The organism is Massilia sp. Root351 (assembly GCF_001425045.1).
Lineage (GTDB): Bacteria > Pseudomonadota > Gammaproteobacteria > Burkholderiales > Burkholderiaceae_D > Rugamonas.
Genome location: NZ_LMDJ01000012.1, coordinates 486,705 through 505,438 on the forward strand (window position 1 = coordinate 486,705; position 18,734 = coordinate 505,438).

Consider the following 18,734-nt stretch of genomic DNA (forward strand, 5'->3'; position numbering starts at 1 on the left):
TTCGTTCTCACTTATTTCGGCACCACCACCGTCAGCGCGCCGGCGCGCATGCGGTAGGACAGCGGCGTTTGCATCACGGTCACTTCCCCGTCGGTCGCCACGCGGATGCGGGCATTGCCGTGCTTGCGGCCCTTGCGCGTATCTATCGTCATTTCCGTGGCCAGCAGCACGTCGAAGTCGCGCTGCTGCGCCAGCGTGCCGCTTAGCGCATGCCAGGCCAGCCGCACCAGTCCCAGGCGGCTGGGGCGCTGCGCCACGTACAGGCTCAGCATACCGCCGTCGATGCGGCTGCGCGCGCCGATATTGAAGCCTTGCATCAGATATTCGTTGTTGCCGATGAATACGAAGGGTGTGCGCCGGGCATGCTCTTCGCCATTCACGCTCAGCCGCACGTTCAGGAAAGGAAAGCGCCGCAGCGCCGCCAGCGCGGCCCAGGTGAACGCCAGCCACTTGCCGCGCCCCAGCCGGCTCTGCTGCTTCTCGCGGTCGCGCACGATGTCCGGGTACAGGCCGAGGCTGGAGTTGTTGAGAAAGATGCGGCCGTTGACTTCCCCCACGTCCACCCGCACGTGGCCGCCGGTGGCGATGGTGGCGATGGCCTGGTCCAGCTCGAGCGGAATCTGCAAGTCCTTGGCGAAGTGGTTCAGCGTGCCGAGCGGCAGCACGCCGTAGGCCACGTCGGTGCCCGCCAGCACCGACGCGACGGCATTGATGGTGCCGTCGCCGCCGCCGGCCACCACCAGCCGCTCGCCCGCCGCCACCGCCGCGCGCGCGGCGGCGATCATGTCCTCGCCGCTTTGCGCCAGCGTGATATCGGCCACGTAACCGTGCTTCGCGAACTTGGCCAGCAGCTGCTGCGAAAACTCGCCGCAGTAGCCCAGGCCTGCACCGGCGTTGATAATGACGGGGACCACGGTGGCCACGGCTATCCTTTCGTCTGCGCGCTGTGCGCGGGCGCCGCCGGCTGCGCCGCACTGGCGGCCTTGGCGGCCTGCCTGCGGCGCAAGGTGGAGCAGCCGGTGATGCATACGGCCAGCCAGCCGCAGCCTTCCACCATCGCGCCCAGCACATCGCTCGGATAGTGCGCGCCGAGATAGATGCGGCTGGTGCCGGCCAGCAGCACCATCAGCGTGGCGCCGGCCACCACGGTGCCACGCACGCGCCAGCGCTGCGCCGTCATCACCGCGTAACTGGCCACCAGGCCCCAGAACAGCGTGGCCGCCACTGTGTGGCCGCTGGGAAAACTATAGGTTGCCAGCGTCAGCATCGGTTCCTCGAATACCGGGCGGCTACGCTGGTAGATGTGCTTGAGCACCACGTTCAACAGCATGCCGCCCGGCACCGACAAGCCCAGCGCCAGCAGCCAGTAGCGGCCGTGCCGCGCTGCGCGGCGCCAGAAGAAGGCCGCAGCCAGCGCCACCAGCACGCACATGCCCGCCACGCTGTGCAGGTGGGTGAACAGCCACATGACGCTGGTGTACGGCTCCTGCGCGTGGGCATGCATCCAGTTCGACACATGCAGATCGAACGCGGCCACGCCGTCGTTCTCGGCCACGTCCTCCGCCACTTCGGCGAACACCGCCACGGCCGCCATCATCAGCGCGGCGCCGGCGGTCAGGTGCAGGCCGAATTCGCCGCCCGGGGTAAGGCGCGCTTCCACGAAGCGCATCAATTTCGATGTTGCAGTCTGGTTCAAGATGGGTGGTACTCCTTTGTTTTATAAATGATAAGGCTTGCGCGCGGTGGCTGTCCGTTCCCTGGCGCACCGAAGCTGCTGCACAAAAAAACAACAGTTATTAAAATCTACTGATATTTCATACAGTACTGTGTTTTTCAACAGTAGTTGTGATACAGTGGCTTCACTCGATCAACATTCAACTGACCCAAAGGAAGAATCATGACTACATTGAACAGCGGTTTCGGCTCCCGTTTCGGCCTGGAATATGCCCCGATGTCTTTCCTGGTGCGCTTCGGCAAACGCGAGATCCTGGTTTGCCGCGACTTCCGCAAGCGCTTCTACGCAGTCAACCCCATCCTCGAATGCGACACCGGCGTGCAAGCCGGCCACCTGGAAGTACTGCTGCTGCGCCGCTGGCTGCTGATCCTGTCCAAGGCGCATTAAGCATCCCGGCTACATTTGTTCATACTGGGCGCGCAGAAAGTCGCGCAGCTGCAGCACCGTCGGCGTCACTTGCGAGCGGTGCATGCACACCAGGTGCAGCGGCGTGGCTTCGCCCACGATGTCGGGCAGCAGCACGTGCAGCCTGCCGCTGCGCAAGTCGTCCGACAGGTCCATCTTCGACTTGTAGGCAATGCCCAGTCCCGCCACGGCCCAGCGCCGCACCAGGTCGGCATCGTCGGCGCAGCGGTTGCCGCGCACGGCCAGCGTTACCGGTCCCTTGCGGCCGGGCGGATAAAAGGTCCAGTTGTTGTGGATCACGTCGTCCAGCGCATAGCACAAGCAGTTGTGGCGCTGCAGTTCCTCCAGCGACGCCGGCCGGCCGTGTTTGCGGATATAGTCCGGCGACGCCACCAGCACGCGCCGGTTGTCCGGTGCGATCGGCATGGCGATCAGGCTGGAATCCTCCTGCTTGCCATAGCGGATGGCGAGGTCCACCGGCTGGCGGTACATGTCCGCCTGCCGGTCGCTCACGCTGATCTGGTAATGCACGCCAGGATACTGGGCCTGGAACTTGTCCAGCCAGTACAGCAGGATATTGCGGCCCAGGTCGGACGGCATGGCGATCTTCAGCGTGCCGCCGGGAACATCCTTGGCCTGCATCAGCGTATCGTGCCCCTCTTTCAGCAGGCGCAGCGCCTCGCGCGCGTGCACCAGGTAGCGCTCGCCCTCGTCGGTCAGGCGCAACGAGCGCGTGGTGCGGGCAATGAGCCGCAGCCCCAGTTCCCCCTCCAGCCGCTTCAGGGCCGCGCTTGCCAGCGCCGGCGATATCTCCATGGCGCGCGCAGCGGCCGACAGGCTGCCCTCGTCGGCCGTGCGCACAAAGACCGTCAAATCATCCAGCCGCAGCACTATCGTCATTCCTTTGAAAGTGTTTCAGGAAAAGCCCTCTTTTTCGCGCCTGCGAAATAAGTGATGATACGCGCATCGCACAACCACCCAGGAGTTTTCCCATGAAAGCAGTTGCCTACCGCGCCTCCCACCCCATCGATCATGCCGACGCGCTGATCGACGTCGAGCTGCCCGAACCGACAGCAGCCGGGCGCGACCTGCTGGTCGAAGTGAAGGCGGTCTCCGTCAACCCGGTCGACACCAAGATCCGCAAGAACGTGGCGCCGGCCGGCGGCGAGCTGAAAGTGATCGGCTGGGACGCGGCCGGCGTGGTCAAGGCGGTCGGCCCGGACGTCACGCTGTTCAAGGTCGGCGATGAAGTCTGGTACGCCGGCTCGCTCACCCGCCCCGGCACCAACAGCGAACTGCACCTGGTGGACGAGCGCATCGTCGGCTACAAGCCGAAGAACCTGGACTTCGGCAAGGCTGCCGCCCTGCCACTGACCGCCATCACGGCGTGGGAGCTGCTGTTCGAGCGTCTTGGCGTCAGCCGCGATCTGGGCCGCGAGTCCAGTGCGGCCGGAAAGTCGCTGCTCGTGATCGGCGCGGCCGGCGGCGTCGGTTCCATCCTGGTGCAGCTGGCGCGCCAGCTGACCGGGCTGACCATCATCGCCACCGCGTCCCGTCCGGACACGGCGGAATGGGTGCGCCAGCTGGGCGCCCACCACGTGATCGACCACAGCAAGCCGCTGAACGAGGAAGTCAAGCGCCTGGGCCTGCCGCCGGTGAACTACGTGGCCGCGCTGAACCAGACCGACAAGCACTTCGACGCCATTGCCGAACTGATTGCGCCGCAAGGCAAGCTGGGCCTGATCGACGACCCTGGCCAGCTGGATGTGAGCAAGCTCAAGCGCAAGAGCGTGTCGCTGCACTGGGAATTCATGTTCACCCGCTCGATGTTCGAGACCGCCGACATGGCGCAGCAGCACGCGCTGCTCAATGACGTGGCGCAGCTGGTGGACAGCGGCGTGTTGAAGACCACGCTGGGCGAGCGCTACGGCAACATCAGCGCCGCCAACCTGAAGCGCGCCCACGCGCTGATCGAAAGCAACCGCGCCAAGGGCAAGATAGTCCTGGAAGGGTTCTGACGGCGCAGCGCCTCAGGCGTTGGGCGCGGCATGCTGCCACTGCGGCGCCTGCATGTCGCGCAGCAGCGCCAGCGCCGCCGCATCATGCTCGGCCAGCACCTGCTGCAGCTGCGTGGCCGACTCGTAGGACTCGGACAACAGCTTGACCAGATTCTCCTGCAGCCGCGCCAGCCGGCGCGAACTGTAGCCGACGTTGCCGAACAGCTGAGTCACATCGAGGCAGATCTCGCGCAAGTCCCACAGGGTGCGCTTGGTGCACTCGATATCGTCGCGCATGGCCTGGCGCACATCCAGCAGTTCGGTCCTGGCCTCCTCCCTGGCGCACAACTCCTGTACCGAAGCCAGCCATGAACGGATGCGCACGGCGATGCGCTCGATGCGTGCCATCTTGGCCTGCATGGTGCAGCAATACTGCAGCGCCAGCAGCCAGTACGGCAAGCGCGCCAGCAGCATCGGCAGGCCCGCCGCGCGCAGGCGCTGTTCCATTTTCTTGATTTTCGACAGCATCCGCCAGATGCCGCGGTTCACCGGATGCGGGCGCATGGTGGCAACCTCCGAAAGCGGCGGCGCACAGCGCGCCGCCCAGTCACCCCAGTATATCTAGCGCACTGGTGCTGGGCGCTGCGTCAGCTTTGATACAGCGCAAACCCGGTGCAGCTTACACGTCGCCTGCACTAGCGGCCTCCCACCAGTGAACGCAAGCGCCTCATGACTGCGGGGATCAGCACTTGCGCTGCGATGCCCAGGCCCGCACCTCCGGCGAGGCGCATGAAGTCTCCCACGCCATTGAGCCACGGGAAATAGTGCAGTGCCGCCGCCGCGATCACCGGTGCAAAGAAGCCGGCGACCAGGGCCGATGCGGCAACGGTGCCGGCAATTTTCAAGGCCGGCATCGGCGGCAGATACAACAATGACACCAGGCCACCGATGAATCCAGCCAGCAGCGCATCATACTGCACGCCAAACGCCGAGCCGCTCAAGGTAATGGTGCCGGCGGCAATCGCAATCGACGCGCTCGAACTAACAGGTTCCGCCATGGGATTCCTTTCGCAATAGGTTGATCTAAGGGGGCCGGCGCCGGCCAGGATGAGGTCCGGTTGTACAGCTTGCCAGGGCCCAGTGTATACGCGAATGAATAGCATTGCAATCCACAAATGGATAGAGTTGCATGACTCTATCCATGCGTGTATAGTTTTACCATGACTATCTCGGAACGGCTGGAATCAGCCATGCAAGCAGCGGGTTACGAATCGCAAAGCGCGCTCGCGCGCGCTTCGGGCGTGCCGCAACCCACCATCAACCGCATCCTCAACGGAGTGGGCAAGAAGGGCCCGGAGGCGCACACGCTGGTGCAGCTGGCGGCCGCCTTGCACGTCACGTTCGAGTGGCTGCACGAGGGCATCGGCACGCGCGAGCGCGGCACGGCGCCGGCCGGCGTGCTGCCCGCGCAATACACGCCGGTGGTGGTGGCGCCGGAGGACGACACGCGCTTCTACCAGATCCAGAAGGTCAAACTGCGCCTGTCGGCCGGCATCACCGGTTTCGCGGTGGAGCCGGAAACGCACGACGGCAGCACCCTCAGCGTGCCGCGCCACTGGGCCGACCGCAACGGCTTCGATCCCGAGCGCCTGATCGGCATCAAGGTGCGCGGCGAGAGCATGGAACCGGCGCTGTACGAGGACGACCTGGTGATCATCAACACGGCCGACAACAAACCGGTCGACGGTGTCGTGTTCGCGGTGAACTACGAAGGCGAGCCGGTGGTCAAGCGCATGTCGCGCGACGCCGGCCAGTGGTGGCTCACTTCCGACAATCCGGACCAGCGCAAGTACCACCGCAAGGTGTGCCGGGGCCCGGACTGCATCATCATCGGCCGCGTGGTGCGCAAGGAGAGCGACCGGATTTGAAACGACCGCGCACGCAAACAACACCCCGCTCGTCTTCCTAAAGAAATAGGCATAGAATCAATTCAAAGAGTTGCGCCTAAAAAAGTTGCAGACCGTAGGGGGATAAAATCGTGAACGCTCATTCGTGGCTGGACAGGCTGCTGCTTTGGCAGAAATTCATTATCCTCAGTGTGATCGCGCTGCTGCTCGCCGGCATACCGACTGCGCTTTACCTGCGCGAGGCCGGCAAAACGCTGGACGCGGCGCAAACCGAAACGGCCGGCCTGGCGCCCTCCGCCGCCATTCTCAAAGTCATCCAGAACACGCAGCAGCACCGCGGCCTGGCCGCGCTGGTGCTGGGCGGCGTGGCAGGGTCGCAGGAAAAGCGCGACGCCAAGCAGCGCGAGGCGGATCAAGCCTACCAGACGATGGACGCCATCATCCGCAGCCTCAATGACAAAACCATCGAGCAGGCGTGGGAAACGCCCAAGCGCGACTGGGAAGCACTGCGCACGCAAGTGTCCAGCCGCAGCATCTCGGTACCGGCCAGCTACGAGGCGCACAGCGCGCTGGTGCCCAAGCTGCTGGTGGTGAACGATCTGATCGGCGACCTGTTCGGCCTGAGCCTGGACCCCGACCTGGACAGCTACCAGCTGATCCAGGCCATGTACTACCAGCTGCCCTACCTGACCGAGGAAACCGGCAAGATGCGCGCCAAGGGCGCCGGCCTGCTGGCCAAGCAGGAGGCGACGCCGGAAGACCGGATGGCGCTGGCGGCCATCGTGGCACGCGTGAACGACAGGATGACCCAGACCGCCACCGCCTACAACAAATCGGTGGGGGCCAATCCCGCAGTGAAGGCCATGGTGGGCGCGCAATGGCAGGAGGCGCAGGAGCTGGCCGTGAAATCCATGCAGCTGGCCACCGAGCAGATCGTGCGGGCCGAAGCCCTCACCTATCCCGGCACAGACTATGTGGCACAAACCACCAGGGCCATCGACGCCCAGTTCGCCGCCAACCAGGCCGCCAGCAAGGAACTGGCAATACTGCTGGAGAAGCGGGTCTCCGCCCTGCACCGCATGCGCTGGATCATGATCGGCTCCATGCTTGGCCTGATTCTGCTGGCGGGCCTGGTCGCGCGCATGATCGCGCGCTCGGTCAGCGTGCCGCTCGATGAGGCGGTACGCATCTCGAAACGCATCGCGCAGGGCGACCTGACCGCGCACTTTGCGCTGGAGGGACGCAGCGAGACCGCGCAGCTGATGCGCGCGCTGAAGGACATGAACGACAGCCTGGTCAACATCGTCGGCAGCGTGCGCGGCAGCATCGACACCATAGGGCACGCGTCGAACGACATCGCCAGCGGCAACTCGGACCTGTCCTCGCGCACCGAGGCGCAGGCGTCCAACCTGGAAGAAACCGCCGCGTCCATGGAGCAGATCACGTCCACTGTGCGCCAGAGCGCGGACAACGCACGCCAGGCCGATGAGCTGGTCAGCAGCGCCACGGCCGTCGCCAGCAAGGGCGGCCAGGTGGTGGAGCAAGTGGTGCACACCATGGGCGCGATCAACGACAGCTCGCGCAAGATCGTGGACATTATCGGCGTCATCGACGGCATCGCATTCCAGACCAATATCCTGGCGCTGAACGCGGCGGTGGAGGCGGCGCGCGCCGGCGAACAGGGACGCGGCTTCGCCGTGGTGGCGTCCGAGGTGCGCAACCTGGCGCAACGCAGCGCCAGCGCAGCCAGGGAAATCAAGGACCTGATCAACGACAGCGTACAGAAAGTCGATGCCGGCAACCTGCTGGCGGCCGACGCGGGCAAGGCCATGAGCGAAGTGGTGGACAGCGTCAAGCGCATCACCACCATCATGTCCGACATCGTGCACGCGGCGCAGGAGCAAAGCTCGGGCATCGAACAGGTGAACCAGGCCATCACGCAGATCGACGAGATGACGCAGCAGAATGCCGCGCTGGTGGAGCAGGCCGCCGCCGCGTCCGAGAGCCTGCGGCAACAGGCGGGCGCGCTGTCGGAGGCGGTATCGGTGTTTACCTTGCATGAGAACGACACCGCACGCGGCGCCGCACGCACCGCCCACACGCCCGCGCGTTCCGCTGCACGCCAGCTCGCGCTGGTAAAGCGCGCCGGGAGCGCCTGATGCCACCAGGCGCACGCTCGAACTGCGCAATTTATTTAATTAGGAGTCCTTTACAAACTGAAAAACAGGCTTATAATTCGCTGCATGGACATCAAACCTGAAACCCCATGGGACGGCACCCCGGACGTGTCGGCACGCATCATCACGGCGATCTCGCGCATTGCCAGTGTCATGCGCTCCGGCGTGTGGGAATTCGCCACCAGCGAAAACCTGAACCCGGCCCAGACCGAGATACTGCAGCTGCTGCATGCGCGCCCCAACGGCGTGCGGCTGTCGTGGGTGGCGGCGCAGTTGTCCATTTCAGCCGCCAGCGCCAGCGACTCGGTCGCCTCGCTGGTGTCCAAGGGCCTGGTGCGCAAGGCGCGCGCCGAGGATGACGGGCGCGCCACGGCGCTGTTTCTGACCGCCAGCGGCAATGCGGTGGCCGAACGCATCGGCAGCGCGGTCAGCTTCGCCGACGACGCGGCAGCCGCCCTGCCCCCGGCCATGCAAGTTCATATGCTGACCGGGCTGCTCAAGCTGATCGCCGAGCTGCAGAAGTCCGAACGTTTTCCGGCGCTGCGGGCCTGCCCGTCGTGCCGCCACTTTGAAGCGAACAAGTATCCCGGTGCGGAAACGCCGCACCACTGCGCATTGGTCAACGCGCCGCTGCCGATATCGTTTATCCGCATCGACTGCGCTGAGCATGAAGAGGCCGAACCGGCCACCCAGCAACGGAACTGGGCGATCTTTGCATGACCTTCCGTTTTTTTCCACTCACATACTTAGGAGTCCTATATGAATACCTCGCGCATCCCTCTCGTCACCCCTGCCGACACCACCGGCGAACGCCAGCAACTGCTGGGCCAGATCCAGCAAGCGTTTGGCGCCACGCCGAACATGTTCAAGGCCGTGGCCAATTCCACTGCGGCGCTGAAAAGCATGTGGGGTTCCTTCGGCGCCCTGGGCGGCGGTGTCATCCCGGCCAAGCTGGGCGAACAGATCGCCGTCGCCATCGCCGACCGCAACAACTGCGAATACTGTCTGGCCGCGCACACTGCGCTGGGCCGCAAGGCGGGCGCCAGCGCCGACGAGATGGGCGCCGCGCAAGCCGGCCAGTCCGCCGACGCCAAGACCGCCGCCGCGCTGCGCTTCGCCGTGGCCGTGGTGAACAACCGCGCCCAGATCGACGACGCCGACGTGGCCGGCCTGCGCGAAGCGGGCTACAGCGACGAAGAGATCGTCGAGATGCTGGCGCACGTGGCGCTGAACCTGTTCACCAACTACATCAACGTGGCCTTCCAGGTGCCGGTCGATTTCCCGTCCGTCAAACTGCGCGCCAAATAAGGGAGCAAGCGCCATGATCGTCAACCATCCCGCGCCGGAACTGCAGGTTTCGGCTTGGATCAATACCAGCCAGCCTCTCAGCCTGGCCGCGCTGCGCGGCAAGGTCGTGGCGCTGTACGCCTTCCAGATGCTGTGCCCCGGCTGCGTATCGCACGGCATCCCGCAGGCCAACCTGATACGCGACACCTTCGACGCCGAAGACGTCGCCGTGATCGGCCTGCACAGCGTGTTCGAACATCACGACGTGATGACCAGGCGCGCGCTGGAAGTGTTCATGCACGAGTACCGGATCAAGTTCCCGGTGGCGGTGGACATGCCGTCGTCCAACGGCCCGGTGCCGCTGACGATGGAGCAGTACCAGCTGCGCGGCACACCCAGCCTGCTGCTGATCGACCGCCAGGGCAAGCTGCGCTACAGCCATTTCGGCCGCGCAGGCGACATGCAGGTGGGCGCGCTGATCGGCCAGTTGCTGGCGGAAACGGTGGCGGAACCAGTGGCCGAACCCGCAACTGATCCGGCAACCGGGCTGGCGGCGGATTGCAGCGGCGAAGGCTGCGCCATCCACCGCTAAGCTAGGCCGGCTTGCCGCCCCTGCGCGGCAGGCCGACACTGAATACCACATGCGGCGCCTCGTAGCGATAGACGATGCTGCCGCGATGCTCCTCGGCGATGCGCGAGGCGATGTACAGGCCCAGCCCCATGCCGGTGCGGTTGTTCGGATTCTGCAGCGAGATGCGCTTGAAAGGATTGAACAGCAGCGCTTCAGTTTCCGGCGCCAGTTGCGCGCCGTGGTTGCGCACCGAGATCGTCACCTGCTCGCCGCCCTGCGCCAACGCCAGCGCCACGTGCACCGGCATACCGGCCATGCCGTGGTGGCGCGCATTGCTCAGCAAATTGCTGACCACCTGCTCCAGGCGGTCCGGGTCCACATCGGCCGTCACGGCGGGCGCGATGTCCGCCTCGTAGACCACGCCAGGATGGGCCAGGCGCGACTCGTCCAGCAAGTCCTCCAGCAGGCGGCTCAGGTCCGCCTCGCGCGGGCGCATACCCAGGCCCATGCCGCTATCGAGCCGGCTCATGTCCAGTACCTGGCTGATCAGCCGCTGCATGCGCCCGCTGGAACGCTGGATGCGCTGGCCCAGCTGGTGCGGCTGCGCGCCATGCTGCAGCACGTTGGCGGCCATGGTGATGGACTGCAGCGGGTCGCGCAGGTCGTGGCCCAGCATGGCCAGCAGCTGCATGCGGGCGCGCTCCAGTTCCGCGTGGCGCGCCATGCAGGCGCGGTGCATTTCCGCCAGCAGTTGCTCGGCCACCAGCACGTGGCCGTCCTCCCACGGCTCGGCGCTGCCGTGCACCAGGTCCACCCATTCGTCGAACGAGCCGCGTGGCGTCAGGCGCACGCCGTTCGGGCCGAAGCTCAGCGTCTTGTCCGGGCGGCCGCCCCAGCGCACGGTCTGCACCTGCTCCGGGCGCAGCGCCAGCAGCCAGCCGCCGGACGATGGATCGAAATGCAGCGCCAGCATGCCAACCCAGCGCCCGGTCCGGCCGCGCAAGTCTTGCGGCCAGTCGGCCACGCCGCCGCGGCGCACCAGCTGCGCGCCCTCCGGCGGCAGCGAGGCCACCATGCGCGCGGCCAGCGCCTCGTCCACCGGATTGCCGTCGCCGCTGTACACCACCAGCTTGCCGTGCTGCGCGAACACCAGCGCGCCCGCCTCCAGCACCGCGCACAGCGCCGGCGCGTGGCGCTGCAGCGCCAGCAGCACGTCGTCCTCGTGCAGCAGCGTTTCTATCAGTTCGGTGCGCAGGGCCGCGCCGCGCTCGGCCAGATCGCTGCGCTCGCGCGCGTCGGTGCTCTGCACGTGCGCGGCCAGCACCTGGGCCAGCACGTCGCACGCCATGCGCACCGAATACGGCACCTGGCGAGGCGCCATGTGGTGGCAGGCCACGAGCCCCCACAAGCGGCCGTTGACGACGATGGACACGCTCATCGAGGCGCCCACGCCCATGTTCTGCAAGTACTCGATGTGGATCGGCGACACGCTGCGCAGGATGCTGTGGCTCAGGTCCAGCGGCACACCTTCTCCTGCGCCTGCGGCCCCCAGCAGCGGCACCGGCTGGTAGCCCACGTCGGCAATCAGGCGCAGCGTATTGATGGTGTACAGGCGGCGCGCCTGCGCCGGAATGTCGCCGGCCGGATAGCGCTGGCCCAGGTAGCGCGGCAGACCGTCGCGCACGGCTTCGGCCACCACGTCGCCGCTGTCGTCATGACGGAAGCAGTAGCCCATGACGCGGTCGAAACCGGTAATCTCGCGCACCTGCTCCGCCACCAGCTGCATCAGGGCCACCAGCGACTTCTGGCGCTTCAACTGGCCGATGGCGGCGTGCGCCCGCAGCGCGAACGCCGCCACTTCGTTGCTGGGCGCATGGCGCAGTTCGAATTCGGCGATCACGCGCTGGCCGTAGCCGTGCACCACGCAATCGAAGGTGTGGCCGGCGCGCGCCACGTCGGCCATGGCGGGCGGCGTGGCGCCGTCGGCCTGGTCGGCCAGCGCGGCGCGCAGCAAAGCGTTCACCGCCTCGTCCAGCCCCATGCTGTCGAACGATGCCCCGGGCAGCGGCGCCACCTCCAGCAGTGCGGCGGCGTTGGCGCTCCAGGCCACCAGCCCGCCCTGCAGGTCGAACGCCAGCAGTGCGCCTTGCGGCTGTATGCTGCCGGGAATATGGATCGGCTCGTTGGCGCAATTGGCCAGGTCGACTGGCGCCGTCACGCGGCCTCCGCCTGCGGCACTTGCGGCGGCAACTGCGCAATCAAGGCATCGAAGGCGGCGCAAGCGCCGGCGCAGGCTTGGGCGATGTCGGCCGGGCTGCGGACTTCGGCGCGCAGGCGCGCCAGAAACAGCTGCCAGCGCGGGCCAGGCGGCACGCCGTCGCCATGCAGGTAGCGCAGCGGGTGCGGCGCCAGGCTGGCGACAAGGCGGCGGTACAGCACCACGCCGCCCAGCTGCGAGCCTTCCACCACGTAGGCCACGCCCCAGCGCCACGCAGCGTTGCCGTCCAGCTCGGCCGCGCTGGGCGTTGCGGCGGCGCCGCCGGCGTCGATGGCAAGCGCAGGGTCGGCCAGGTCGGCATCGATCAGGCGCAAGCGGTCCACCGGCGGCAGCAGGCGCCGATCCTGCGGGCCGTCGCGATGGCGCAAAGTCGCTTGCATCATGCTAGCCAACCAGCCGCGCAGCAGGCGCAAGTGTTCGCGGTAATCGCTCAGCGACGGGGCCATCCGCGCCAGCGGCATGGCCTGGTCCAGCACGGCATGGCGGCTGGCCGTTGCATCACGCAAGGCAGCAAGAACATCGTCATGGAAAGAAATCATCAACCCATTCTAATGCAGGCTGAAGAAATGAAGAAGTGCATACCATCCGGCAATTAAAACGGGATTGACCGTGCCGCCGCCACGCCGCCCGGCGTCAAGTAGCCAGGCAGGCGTTGGCGCAAGGCTTGCCGGCCCTGTGGCATTCCAGATTATCGAAGGTGGTTTCGGCGATCTCGCGCAGCGCTTCGGTGGTGAAGAAGCCTTGGTGGCCGGTCACCAGCACGTTGGGGAAAGTGAGCAGGCGCTGAAACACGTCGTCGGAAATAATGTCGGCCGAATGGTCGTGGAAGAACAGCTCGCTTTCCTGCTCGTACACGTCGATCGCCAGCGCGCCCAGGTGGCGCGACTTGAGCGCATCGATCACCGCGCCGGTGTCGAGCAGGCCGCCGCGCGAGGTGTTCACCAGCATGGCGCCCGGCTTCATGCGCGCCAGCGCCGCCGCGTCCAGCAGATGGTGGGTGGCCGGCAGCAGCGGACAGTGCAGCGACACGATGTCCGACGCCGCCAGCAGCGCGGGCAACTGCGCCGCCTGGCCCAAGGCGCGAAACCCGGCGGGCGGCGCCGGGTCGTAACCCAGCACCCGGCAGCCGAAACCGTGGAAGATCCGCGCCGCCGCCAGGCCGATCTTGCCCAGCCCGATCAGGCCCACCGTCTTGCCGTGCAAATTGCTGCCCAGCAGCCCATCCAGCGCGAAATTGCCTTCCCGCACGCGGGCGTAGGCGCGGTGCGTGTGGCGGTTCAGCGTGAGCACCAGCGCCAGCGTGAACTCGGCCACCGCCTCCGGCGAGTACGCCGGCACGCGCGCCACAAACAGGCCCAGCCGCGCAGCCGCCGCCAGATCCACATTGTTGTAGCCCGCACAGCGCAGCAGCACGGCGCGCACGCCCTGCGCCGCCAGCGCGGCCAGCACGCCGGCGTCCAGCGCGTCGTTGACGAACACGCACACGGCACCGCATCCCTGCGCCAGCGCAACCGACTGCAGCGACAGCGGCTCGGTGAAATACTGCAGCGCTAGCGCCCCGCCGGCCTGGCGGCGCGCCAGCGCGTCATCCAGGAAGCGGCGGTCATAAGGCTGCGCGCTGAATACGGCGATCTTCATATAAGGCTCCAAGGCAGTAAAAGGTTAAGTTCATTACGGCAACTTAGTTTTCTTTAAGGAAAAATGATGACATAATCATGCTTGCTGCTAAAGCTGCAATGCTAGCCAACTTGCAATCTTAGTACCGAATCACCCGCATCGCCGCCATGACTTACGCATCCGACACCCAAACCCTGCTCGACCAGCGACTGAAAACGACCGGCTGGCAGATCGCTCAAACCGTCGTGCTCGGGCTGCTGGCCGCTTGCCTGTCGCTGTTTGGCCAGGTGTGCCTGGAACGCGCCCGTCCCATCTTCCCCGCCCTCGACCAGAACTTCGCCGCCTGGCAAAGCGGCTACACGCTAGTGCTGATGGTGATCGGCATCGTGTGGCTGGTGGCCATGCTGCAAAGAATCAGTTTCTTCCAGGACTGCCTGGAGCGCCTGCGCAGCCAGCGCCGGCTGGACGAGCAGTACGCGGTGCGCCGGCAGCAGGCCGAGGAAGCACGCGCGGCCAAACTGGCCGAGAAGGCTGCCAGGGAAGCGGAAGCCGAAATGGCGCGCGCGGTCAAGCTCGGCAAGAATGAGCGCAGTACCAAGTTTGATTACTGAGCAGGCCCGCAAGGTTAGCCAGCACACAGTCCATTCGCGCAATCGCGCCTAGCATCTGTCCTGAACAGCCGAGGCATGAGGCCTGGGCGACTTAAGGAGAATGCAATGGACAGCATCAACCGCAATCAGCCGGAGCACAACCGCCGCAACCTGACTGGCAGCGAAGCCATACAACGCATCAAGGACATCGCCGAAGAAGCCAAGAGCGGCTTCTTCTGCACCGCCAACCGCGTTATTCCCATGAGTCCGCTCAAAGTCGACGAAGCGGGCAACCTGTGGTTCCTCAGCGCCGACGACAGCCACCACAACCAGGACATCGCCGCCAATCCGGCCGTGCGCCTGTATTTCCAGGCCTCGCACCATTCCGGCTTCCTTTATTTCGACGGCCACGCGGTGATCTCGCGCGACCCGGCGATGATCAAGGAACTGTGGAGTTTCACGCTGAAAACCTGGTTCACCGAAGGCGAGAACGACCCGCGCATCACGGTGATCCAGGTGCGGCCGGTGGAAGGCTACTATTGGGACAACAAGCACGGCAACGCCGTGGCCGGCGCCAAGATGCTGGTAGGCGCCGTCATCGGGCAGACGCTGGATGATTCGATTGAGGGGACGATACGGCTGTAGCCGTGTCGGAGTGCGGCTTAACCCCAGCCGTACCAGGCGTCGCGCAATTCGCCCACCTGCACTTGCTGCAGCGCGCTTTGGCTTTCCAGCCAGGCCCGCACCAGTTCGCGGTGCTGCTCTTCGACCTTGCCGTAGGCCTTGCCGGAAACGACGAAGCCGCTGAAGTCGCTGTTCATGCCGCCGCCGAACGCCAGGCCGTTGGCTTCGACCGCTTCCAGCAGGAAGCGGTACAGCAGGCTGTCGCGCTGCGCCTCGTCCTGGCCGGACGCCAGTTTGGCGTCGACCATGAAGCCCAGTTCCTGGAATTCGCCCAGGTGCATTTTCTTGCGTTGGCGCCGGTTGGCGCGGTGGTGGGATCGGCTCATGTCGTGTAAAGATAAAAAGTGAAGGACAGGGCGAATTGTCTCACGGCACTACGTGGCGGGAACAGGGGCAGTTTATCGTGCGCGGGACGGTCCCGGATGACGAAGGCCATGATGAAAGCCACTCTATCGAAAGGCAGAGCAGGCAGAACGAGAAGCACACTAGAATAGGGATTTATCCAACGAGAGCGGGTACATGTCCAAGCAGTTGCGGAAGGTGTTGGCCGGACTGGTGCTGTTGCTGCTATGTCCATCGTCGATTGCACTCAATCCTGCCATCCGGCTGGCCAATCTCAACCACGCCAGCTGGAGCGAGAAGGACGGCATGCCATCCGACATCCAGTCGCTGGCCCAGACCATCGACGGCTGGCTGTGGCTAGGCACGACGGACGGCCTGTACCGTTTTGACGGCGTCAGCTTTGAACGCCTATCGCTCAAGTCCAGCCGCATCAATGACCTGAGCGCCCTGCCCAATGGCGATCTGTTGATCTCTTTCGTGTGGGCCGGCATGGTAGCGCTACATTCCGATGGCAGCGTCACGGAGTTGGCGGGCAGCGAAGACACCTTCCGCATGGGCAACTTCAGCGGCATGATGGCCGACCGCGAGGGCGCCATCTGGGCGGTCAGCATGAAGGGGCTATTCCGCTACCGCAACGGCAAGTGGGAAAACATGCAAAGCAGCCCCAACTGGGCCACGCTGGCGTCCCGGGTGCTGATCGACCAGTATGACCGGGTCTGGTACGCCGATGAACAAGGGCTGTACCGCTATGACCGCAACACCGGGAAACTGCGACGGATTGCCGACGGCGGCAAGCGCGGGCCGCTGATCCAATCGCCCGACGGCCGCATCTGGATTAGCGCGGACGGTGTGCTGTATCCGGTGCCGGCGTCGGCGCCCGGCGCTCCCCTGCCGCGTTCGCCCGAGTTCAACCATCTGCAATCGCGCAGCGCCGGCCAGTTCGACCGCGACGGCAATTTCTGGGCGCCGCGTTGTCCCCGCAGCCCGTGCCGCCTGGCGCGTGCCGGCGAGCTGCCCGACCAGCCGATCGACGTCGCCGGGCAAGCTGCCGACCGCCTGGATGCGAGCCGGCAAGCGGGCGCCATGACCGCCGAGCAAGTGCTGGAAGACCGCGAAGGCAATATCTGGCTGATGACGGCATCCCGCCTGGAACGCTTCCGCGAAAACAAGCTGCAGCCCTTGCAGCTTGCCGCGCAGTCCATGGTCTCCACCATGGTCAAGGATAGCGAAGGCCGATTGTGGATACGGGAAGAGGACGGCAACAAGCTCTCGCGCCTGGAGGCGGACGGAACGGCCGTGGCCGATCCACGGCGCGGCATCACTGCCCTCGTTAGCGGCCGCGACGGCGCCTTGCTGCTGGCGGGAAAACGCGATATCGAACGGATCCACAAGGGACGCTCCAGCCGCATTCCACTGCCGGCGCCGGACGGCAAACCGGCCGACCTGCAAGTGATGGGCATTACCGACGACGGCAAGGTGCTGTGGATGGCGGCCGCCGAGACCGGCCTGATGGGCTGGGTGGACGGCCAGTGGAAGCCACGCTCGGCGTTCAACCTGCCCAAGCGCATCAACATGACGGCGGCGGGCGATACCGGCCAGATGTGGCTCAGCCACAGCGACGGCTTCCTCAGCCTGTACGACAACGGCAAGCTGGCGCGCTACGACATCGGCATGGTGGGCCAGGAGTCGGGCATCTTCCCGGGGCCGCACATGGTGATCGCCGGCGAGCGCGGCATCGCCGTGCTGCGCGGACAGAAGTTCGAGGCACTGGCGCCGCTGGACGCGGAAGTCCTCCGCAACGTGACCGGGCTGGCGATCACGCCGGAAGGCGACCGCTGGCTGAACGGCGCGCGCGGCGTGGTGCACATCCGGCGCGACGCCTGGGAAGCGTCGGTGCGGCAGCCGTCGATTCCCCTGGTGTACGAGGTGATCGACGCGCTGGAAGGTTACCCGGGCCGCGCGTCGATCGTCAACCGCCTGCCCTCGGCCTTCAACGCCGGCAACGGCCAGCTGTGGTTCCGCGCCACCGGCGGCGTGGTGAAACTGGATACCAGGGCCTTGCGGCCCAACGCGGTCAAGCCCGTCATCCGGCTGCTGCGCGTGAACACGGACGACGGCAGCCATCCCGCCGGAGGCCGCCTGCTGCTGCCGCCGGACTCGCGCAACTTCCATATCCAGTACACCGCGCCGGGCCTGCGCAAGCCCGAGGCGATCCGCTTCCAGTACCAGCTGAAGGGCGTGGACGCGCATTGGCAGGACGCCGGCACGCGCCGCGCCGCCTACTACAACAACATCGCCCCCGGCCGCTATGTGTTCCAGGCCCGCGCGGTGAACGAAGACGGCGTCGCCGGCGACGCCATCGCCTCCATGGAGCTGGAGGTAGCGCCCACCGTCACGCAAACGTGGTGGTTCAAGCTGGCCTGCCTGGGCGCGGGCGCGCTGGTGCTGTACTGCCTGTACCGATACCGGCTGAAGGCCGCCACCCACACCCTGTTCCACCAGTTGCAGGTGCGCCAGGAGGAACGGGAACGCATCGCGCGCACCTTGCACGACACCATCCTGCAAACCGTGCAGGCGCTGATACTGCACGTGCACAACGTGGCGCTCAAGCTGCCTGGCGGCAGTGAGCCGCGCGAGCAGCTGGAGAAAATCCTGCAGAATGCGGACCACGCCATCAACGAAGGCCGGCGCCAGGTGCAGCAGTTGCGCAAAGGCCCGGACATCGAGCAATGCCTGAGGCAAACCGGCGACATGCTGTCGGCCGTCTACGCCAGCACCGCCTTCACCCTGCAGGTGAGTGGCAAGCGCCAGGTGCTGGAGCCAACCATACTGGAAGATCTGTGCGCCATCGGGCAAGAGGCGATGCACAACGCCTTCCAGCATGCGCAAGCCAGCGCAGTGACCGCCAGCCTGGACTACGGCGCCGCGCTGCTGGTGCTGCGCGTGGCCGACAATGGACGCGGCATCGACGACGCGGAAGTGGCCGAGCGCATCAAGGAGCAGCACTGGGGCATGATAGGCTTGCGCGAGCGCGCCATGCGCATCGGCGCCAAGCTGGGCAGCAAGGGCGAGAGCGGCAAGGGCACCACCATGGAGCTCACGCTCGACAGCAGCCGGGCCTATGCCGCCGCGCCCCGCTAAGGC

Annotated in this window: 19 protein-coding genes; 10 read left to right on the forward strand and 9 right to left on the reverse strand. The window is 65.9% G+C overall.

Going from position 1 to position 18,734, the window contains the following annotated elements; genetic code table 11:
• Nucleotides 1-11: 11 nt before the first annotated feature.
• Together ASD15_RS15215 and ASD15_RS15220 are read right to left on the reverse strand one after the other, a co-directional pair.
• Nucleotides 12-914 carry a diacylglycerol kinase family protein gene (locus ASD15_RS15215; RefSeq protein ID WP_057156101.1) on the reverse strand — a complete coding sequence of 301 codons (903 nt, stop codon included), beginning with the start codon at nt 912-914 and terminating at the stop codon, nt 12-14.
• 11 nt (nt 915-925) lie between these two features.
• The gene (locus ASD15_RS15220; RefSeq protein WP_229418199.1) at nt 926-1,696 is read right to left on the reverse strand and encodes a phosphatase PAP2 family protein; all 771 of its coding nucleotides are present in this window, start codon (nt 1,694-1,696) and stop codon (nt 926-928) included.
• A 201-nt stretch (nt 1,697-1,897) separates the two neighbouring features.
• Between ASD15_RS15220 and ASD15_RS15225 the strand changes: the two genes are divergently transcribed.
• A complete protein-coding gene (locus tag ASD15_RS15225) occupies nt 1,898-2,122 on the forward strand; it encodes a hypothetical protein (protein ID WP_057155799.1) in 225 nt (74 codons plus the stop codon).
• 9 nt (nt 2,123-2,131) lie between these two features.
• Here ASD15_RS15225 and ASD15_RS15230 read toward each other — a convergent pair whose 3' ends face one another.
• Nucleotides 2,132-3,031 (reverse strand): LysR family transcriptional regulator, encoded by a 900-nt coding sequence (locus ASD15_RS15230; RefSeq protein ID WP_057156102.1) that lies wholly within the window; start codon nt 3,029-3,031, stop codon nt 2,132-2,134.
• Nucleotides 3,032-3,132: 101 nt separating this feature from the next.
• On the opposite strand from ASD15_RS15230, the gene ASD15_RS15235 reads away from it, so the two are divergent.
• Nucleotides 3,133-4,158 (forward strand): zinc-binding alcohol dehydrogenase family protein, encoded by a 1,026-nt coding sequence (locus tag ASD15_RS15235; protein WP_057155800.1) that lies wholly within the window; start codon nt 3,133-3,135, stop codon nt 4,156-4,158.
• 12 nt (nt 4,159-4,170) lie between these two features.
• On the opposite strand, the gene ASD15_RS15240 is transcribed toward ASD15_RS15235, so the two are convergent.
• Complete coding sequence (locus tag ASD15_RS15240; RefSeq protein WP_057155801.1) at nt 4,171-4,701, reverse strand: hypothetical protein; 531 nt, start codon at nt 4,699-4,701, stop codon at nt 4,171-4,173.
• Nucleotides 4,702-4,832: 131 nt separating this feature from the next.
• Nucleotides 4,833-5,195, reverse strand: coding sequence for a hypothetical protein (locus ASD15_RS15245; protein WP_057155802.1), 363 nt, complete (start codon nt 5,193-5,195; stop codon nt 4,833-4,835).
• 162 nt (nt 5,196-5,357) lie between these two features.
• Between ASD15_RS15245 and ASD15_RS15250 the strand changes: the two genes are divergently transcribed.
• The 5 genes from ASD15_RS15250 to ASD15_RS15270 all read left to right on the forward strand — a co-directional run bounded on the left by ASD15_RS15250 (nt 5,358) and on the right by ASD15_RS15270 (nt 10,100).
• Entirely contained in the window at nt 5,358-6,065 is a 708-nt protein-coding gene (locus ASD15_RS15250; protein ID WP_057155803.1) for an XRE family transcriptional regulator, read from the forward strand.
• A 110-nt stretch (nt 6,066-6,175) separates the two neighbouring features.
• Nucleotides 6,176-8,203: a methyl-accepting chemotaxis protein gene (locus tag ASD15_RS33665; protein WP_082551853.1), complete on the forward strand. Its 2,028-nt coding sequence runs from the start codon at nt 6,176-6,178 to the stop codon at nt 8,201-8,203.
• An 84-nt stretch (nt 8,204-8,287) separates the two neighbouring features.
• The gene (locus tag ASD15_RS15260; protein WP_057155804.1) at nt 8,288-8,941 is read left to right on the forward strand and encodes a MarR family transcriptional regulator; all 654 of its coding nucleotides are present in this window, start codon (nt 8,288-8,290) and stop codon (nt 8,939-8,941) included.
• Between the two features lie 39 nt (nt 8,942-8,980).
• The gene (locus tag ASD15_RS15265; RefSeq protein WP_057155805.1) at nt 8,981-9,529 is read left to right on the forward strand and encodes a carboxymuconolactone decarboxylase family protein; all 549 of its coding nucleotides are present in this window, start codon (nt 8,981-8,983) and stop codon (nt 9,527-9,529) included.
• A gap of 13 nt (nt 9,530-9,542) precedes the next feature.
• Nucleotides 9,543-10,100 (forward strand): redoxin domain-containing protein, encoded by a 558-nt coding sequence (locus ASD15_RS15270; RefSeq protein ID WP_057155806.1) that lies wholly within the window; start codon nt 9,543-9,545, stop codon nt 10,098-10,100.
• Between the two features lies 1 nt (nt 10,101).
• Here ASD15_RS15270 and ASD15_RS15275 read toward each other — a convergent pair whose 3' ends face one another.
• From ASD15_RS15275 to ASD15_RS15285, 3 genes are all read right to left on the reverse strand, one after another.
• Nucleotides 10,102-12,297, reverse strand: a complete 2,196-nt coding sequence (locus tag ASD15_RS15275) for an ATP-binding protein (RefSeq protein ID WP_057155807.1) — start codon at nt 12,295-12,297, stop codon at nt 10,102-10,104.
• Nucleotides 12,294-12,896: a biliverdin-producing heme oxygenase gene (locus ASD15_RS15280; protein WP_057156103.1), complete on the reverse strand. Its 603-nt coding sequence runs from the start codon at nt 12,894-12,896 to the stop codon at nt 12,294-12,296. Before ASD15_RS15280 ends, ASD15_RS15275 begins: the two co-directional genes overlap by 4 nt.
• Nucleotides 12,897-12,990: 94 nt before the next feature.
• Nucleotides 12,991-13,995 carry a 2-hydroxyacid dehydrogenase gene (locus ASD15_RS15285; protein ID WP_057155808.1) on the reverse strand — a complete coding sequence of 335 codons (1,005 nt, stop codon included), beginning with the start codon at nt 13,993-13,995 and terminating at the stop codon, nt 12,991-12,993.
• Nucleotides 13,996-14,141: 146 nt separating this feature from the next.
• On the opposite strand from ASD15_RS15285, the gene ASD15_RS15290 reads away from it, so the two are divergent.
• Complete coding sequence (locus ASD15_RS15290; RefSeq protein WP_057155809.1) at nt 14,142-14,585, forward strand: hypothetical protein; 444 nt, start codon at nt 14,142-14,144, stop codon at nt 14,583-14,585.
• Between the two features lie 105 nt (nt 14,586-14,690).
• Complete coding sequence (locus ASD15_RS15295) at nt 14,691-15,209, forward strand: pyridoxamine 5'-phosphate oxidase family protein (protein WP_057155810.1); 519 nt, start codon at nt 14,691-14,693, stop codon at nt 15,207-15,209.
• Nucleotides 15,210-15,226: 17 nt separating this feature from the next.
• On the opposite strand, the gene ASD15_RS15300 is transcribed toward ASD15_RS15295, so the two are convergent.
• The gene (locus ASD15_RS15300; protein ID WP_082551854.1) at nt 15,227-15,574 is read right to left on the reverse strand and encodes a YggL family protein; all 348 of its coding nucleotides are present in this window, start codon (nt 15,572-15,574) and stop codon (nt 15,227-15,229) included.
• Nucleotides 15,575-15,767: 193 nt separating this feature from the next.
• Between ASD15_RS15300 and ASD15_RS15305 the strand changes: the two genes are divergently transcribed.
• Entirely contained in the window at nt 15,768-18,731 is a 2,964-nt protein-coding gene (locus tag ASD15_RS15305) for a sensor histidine kinase (protein WP_057155812.1), read from the forward strand.
• Nucleotides 18,732-18,734: the final 3 nt, after the last annotated feature.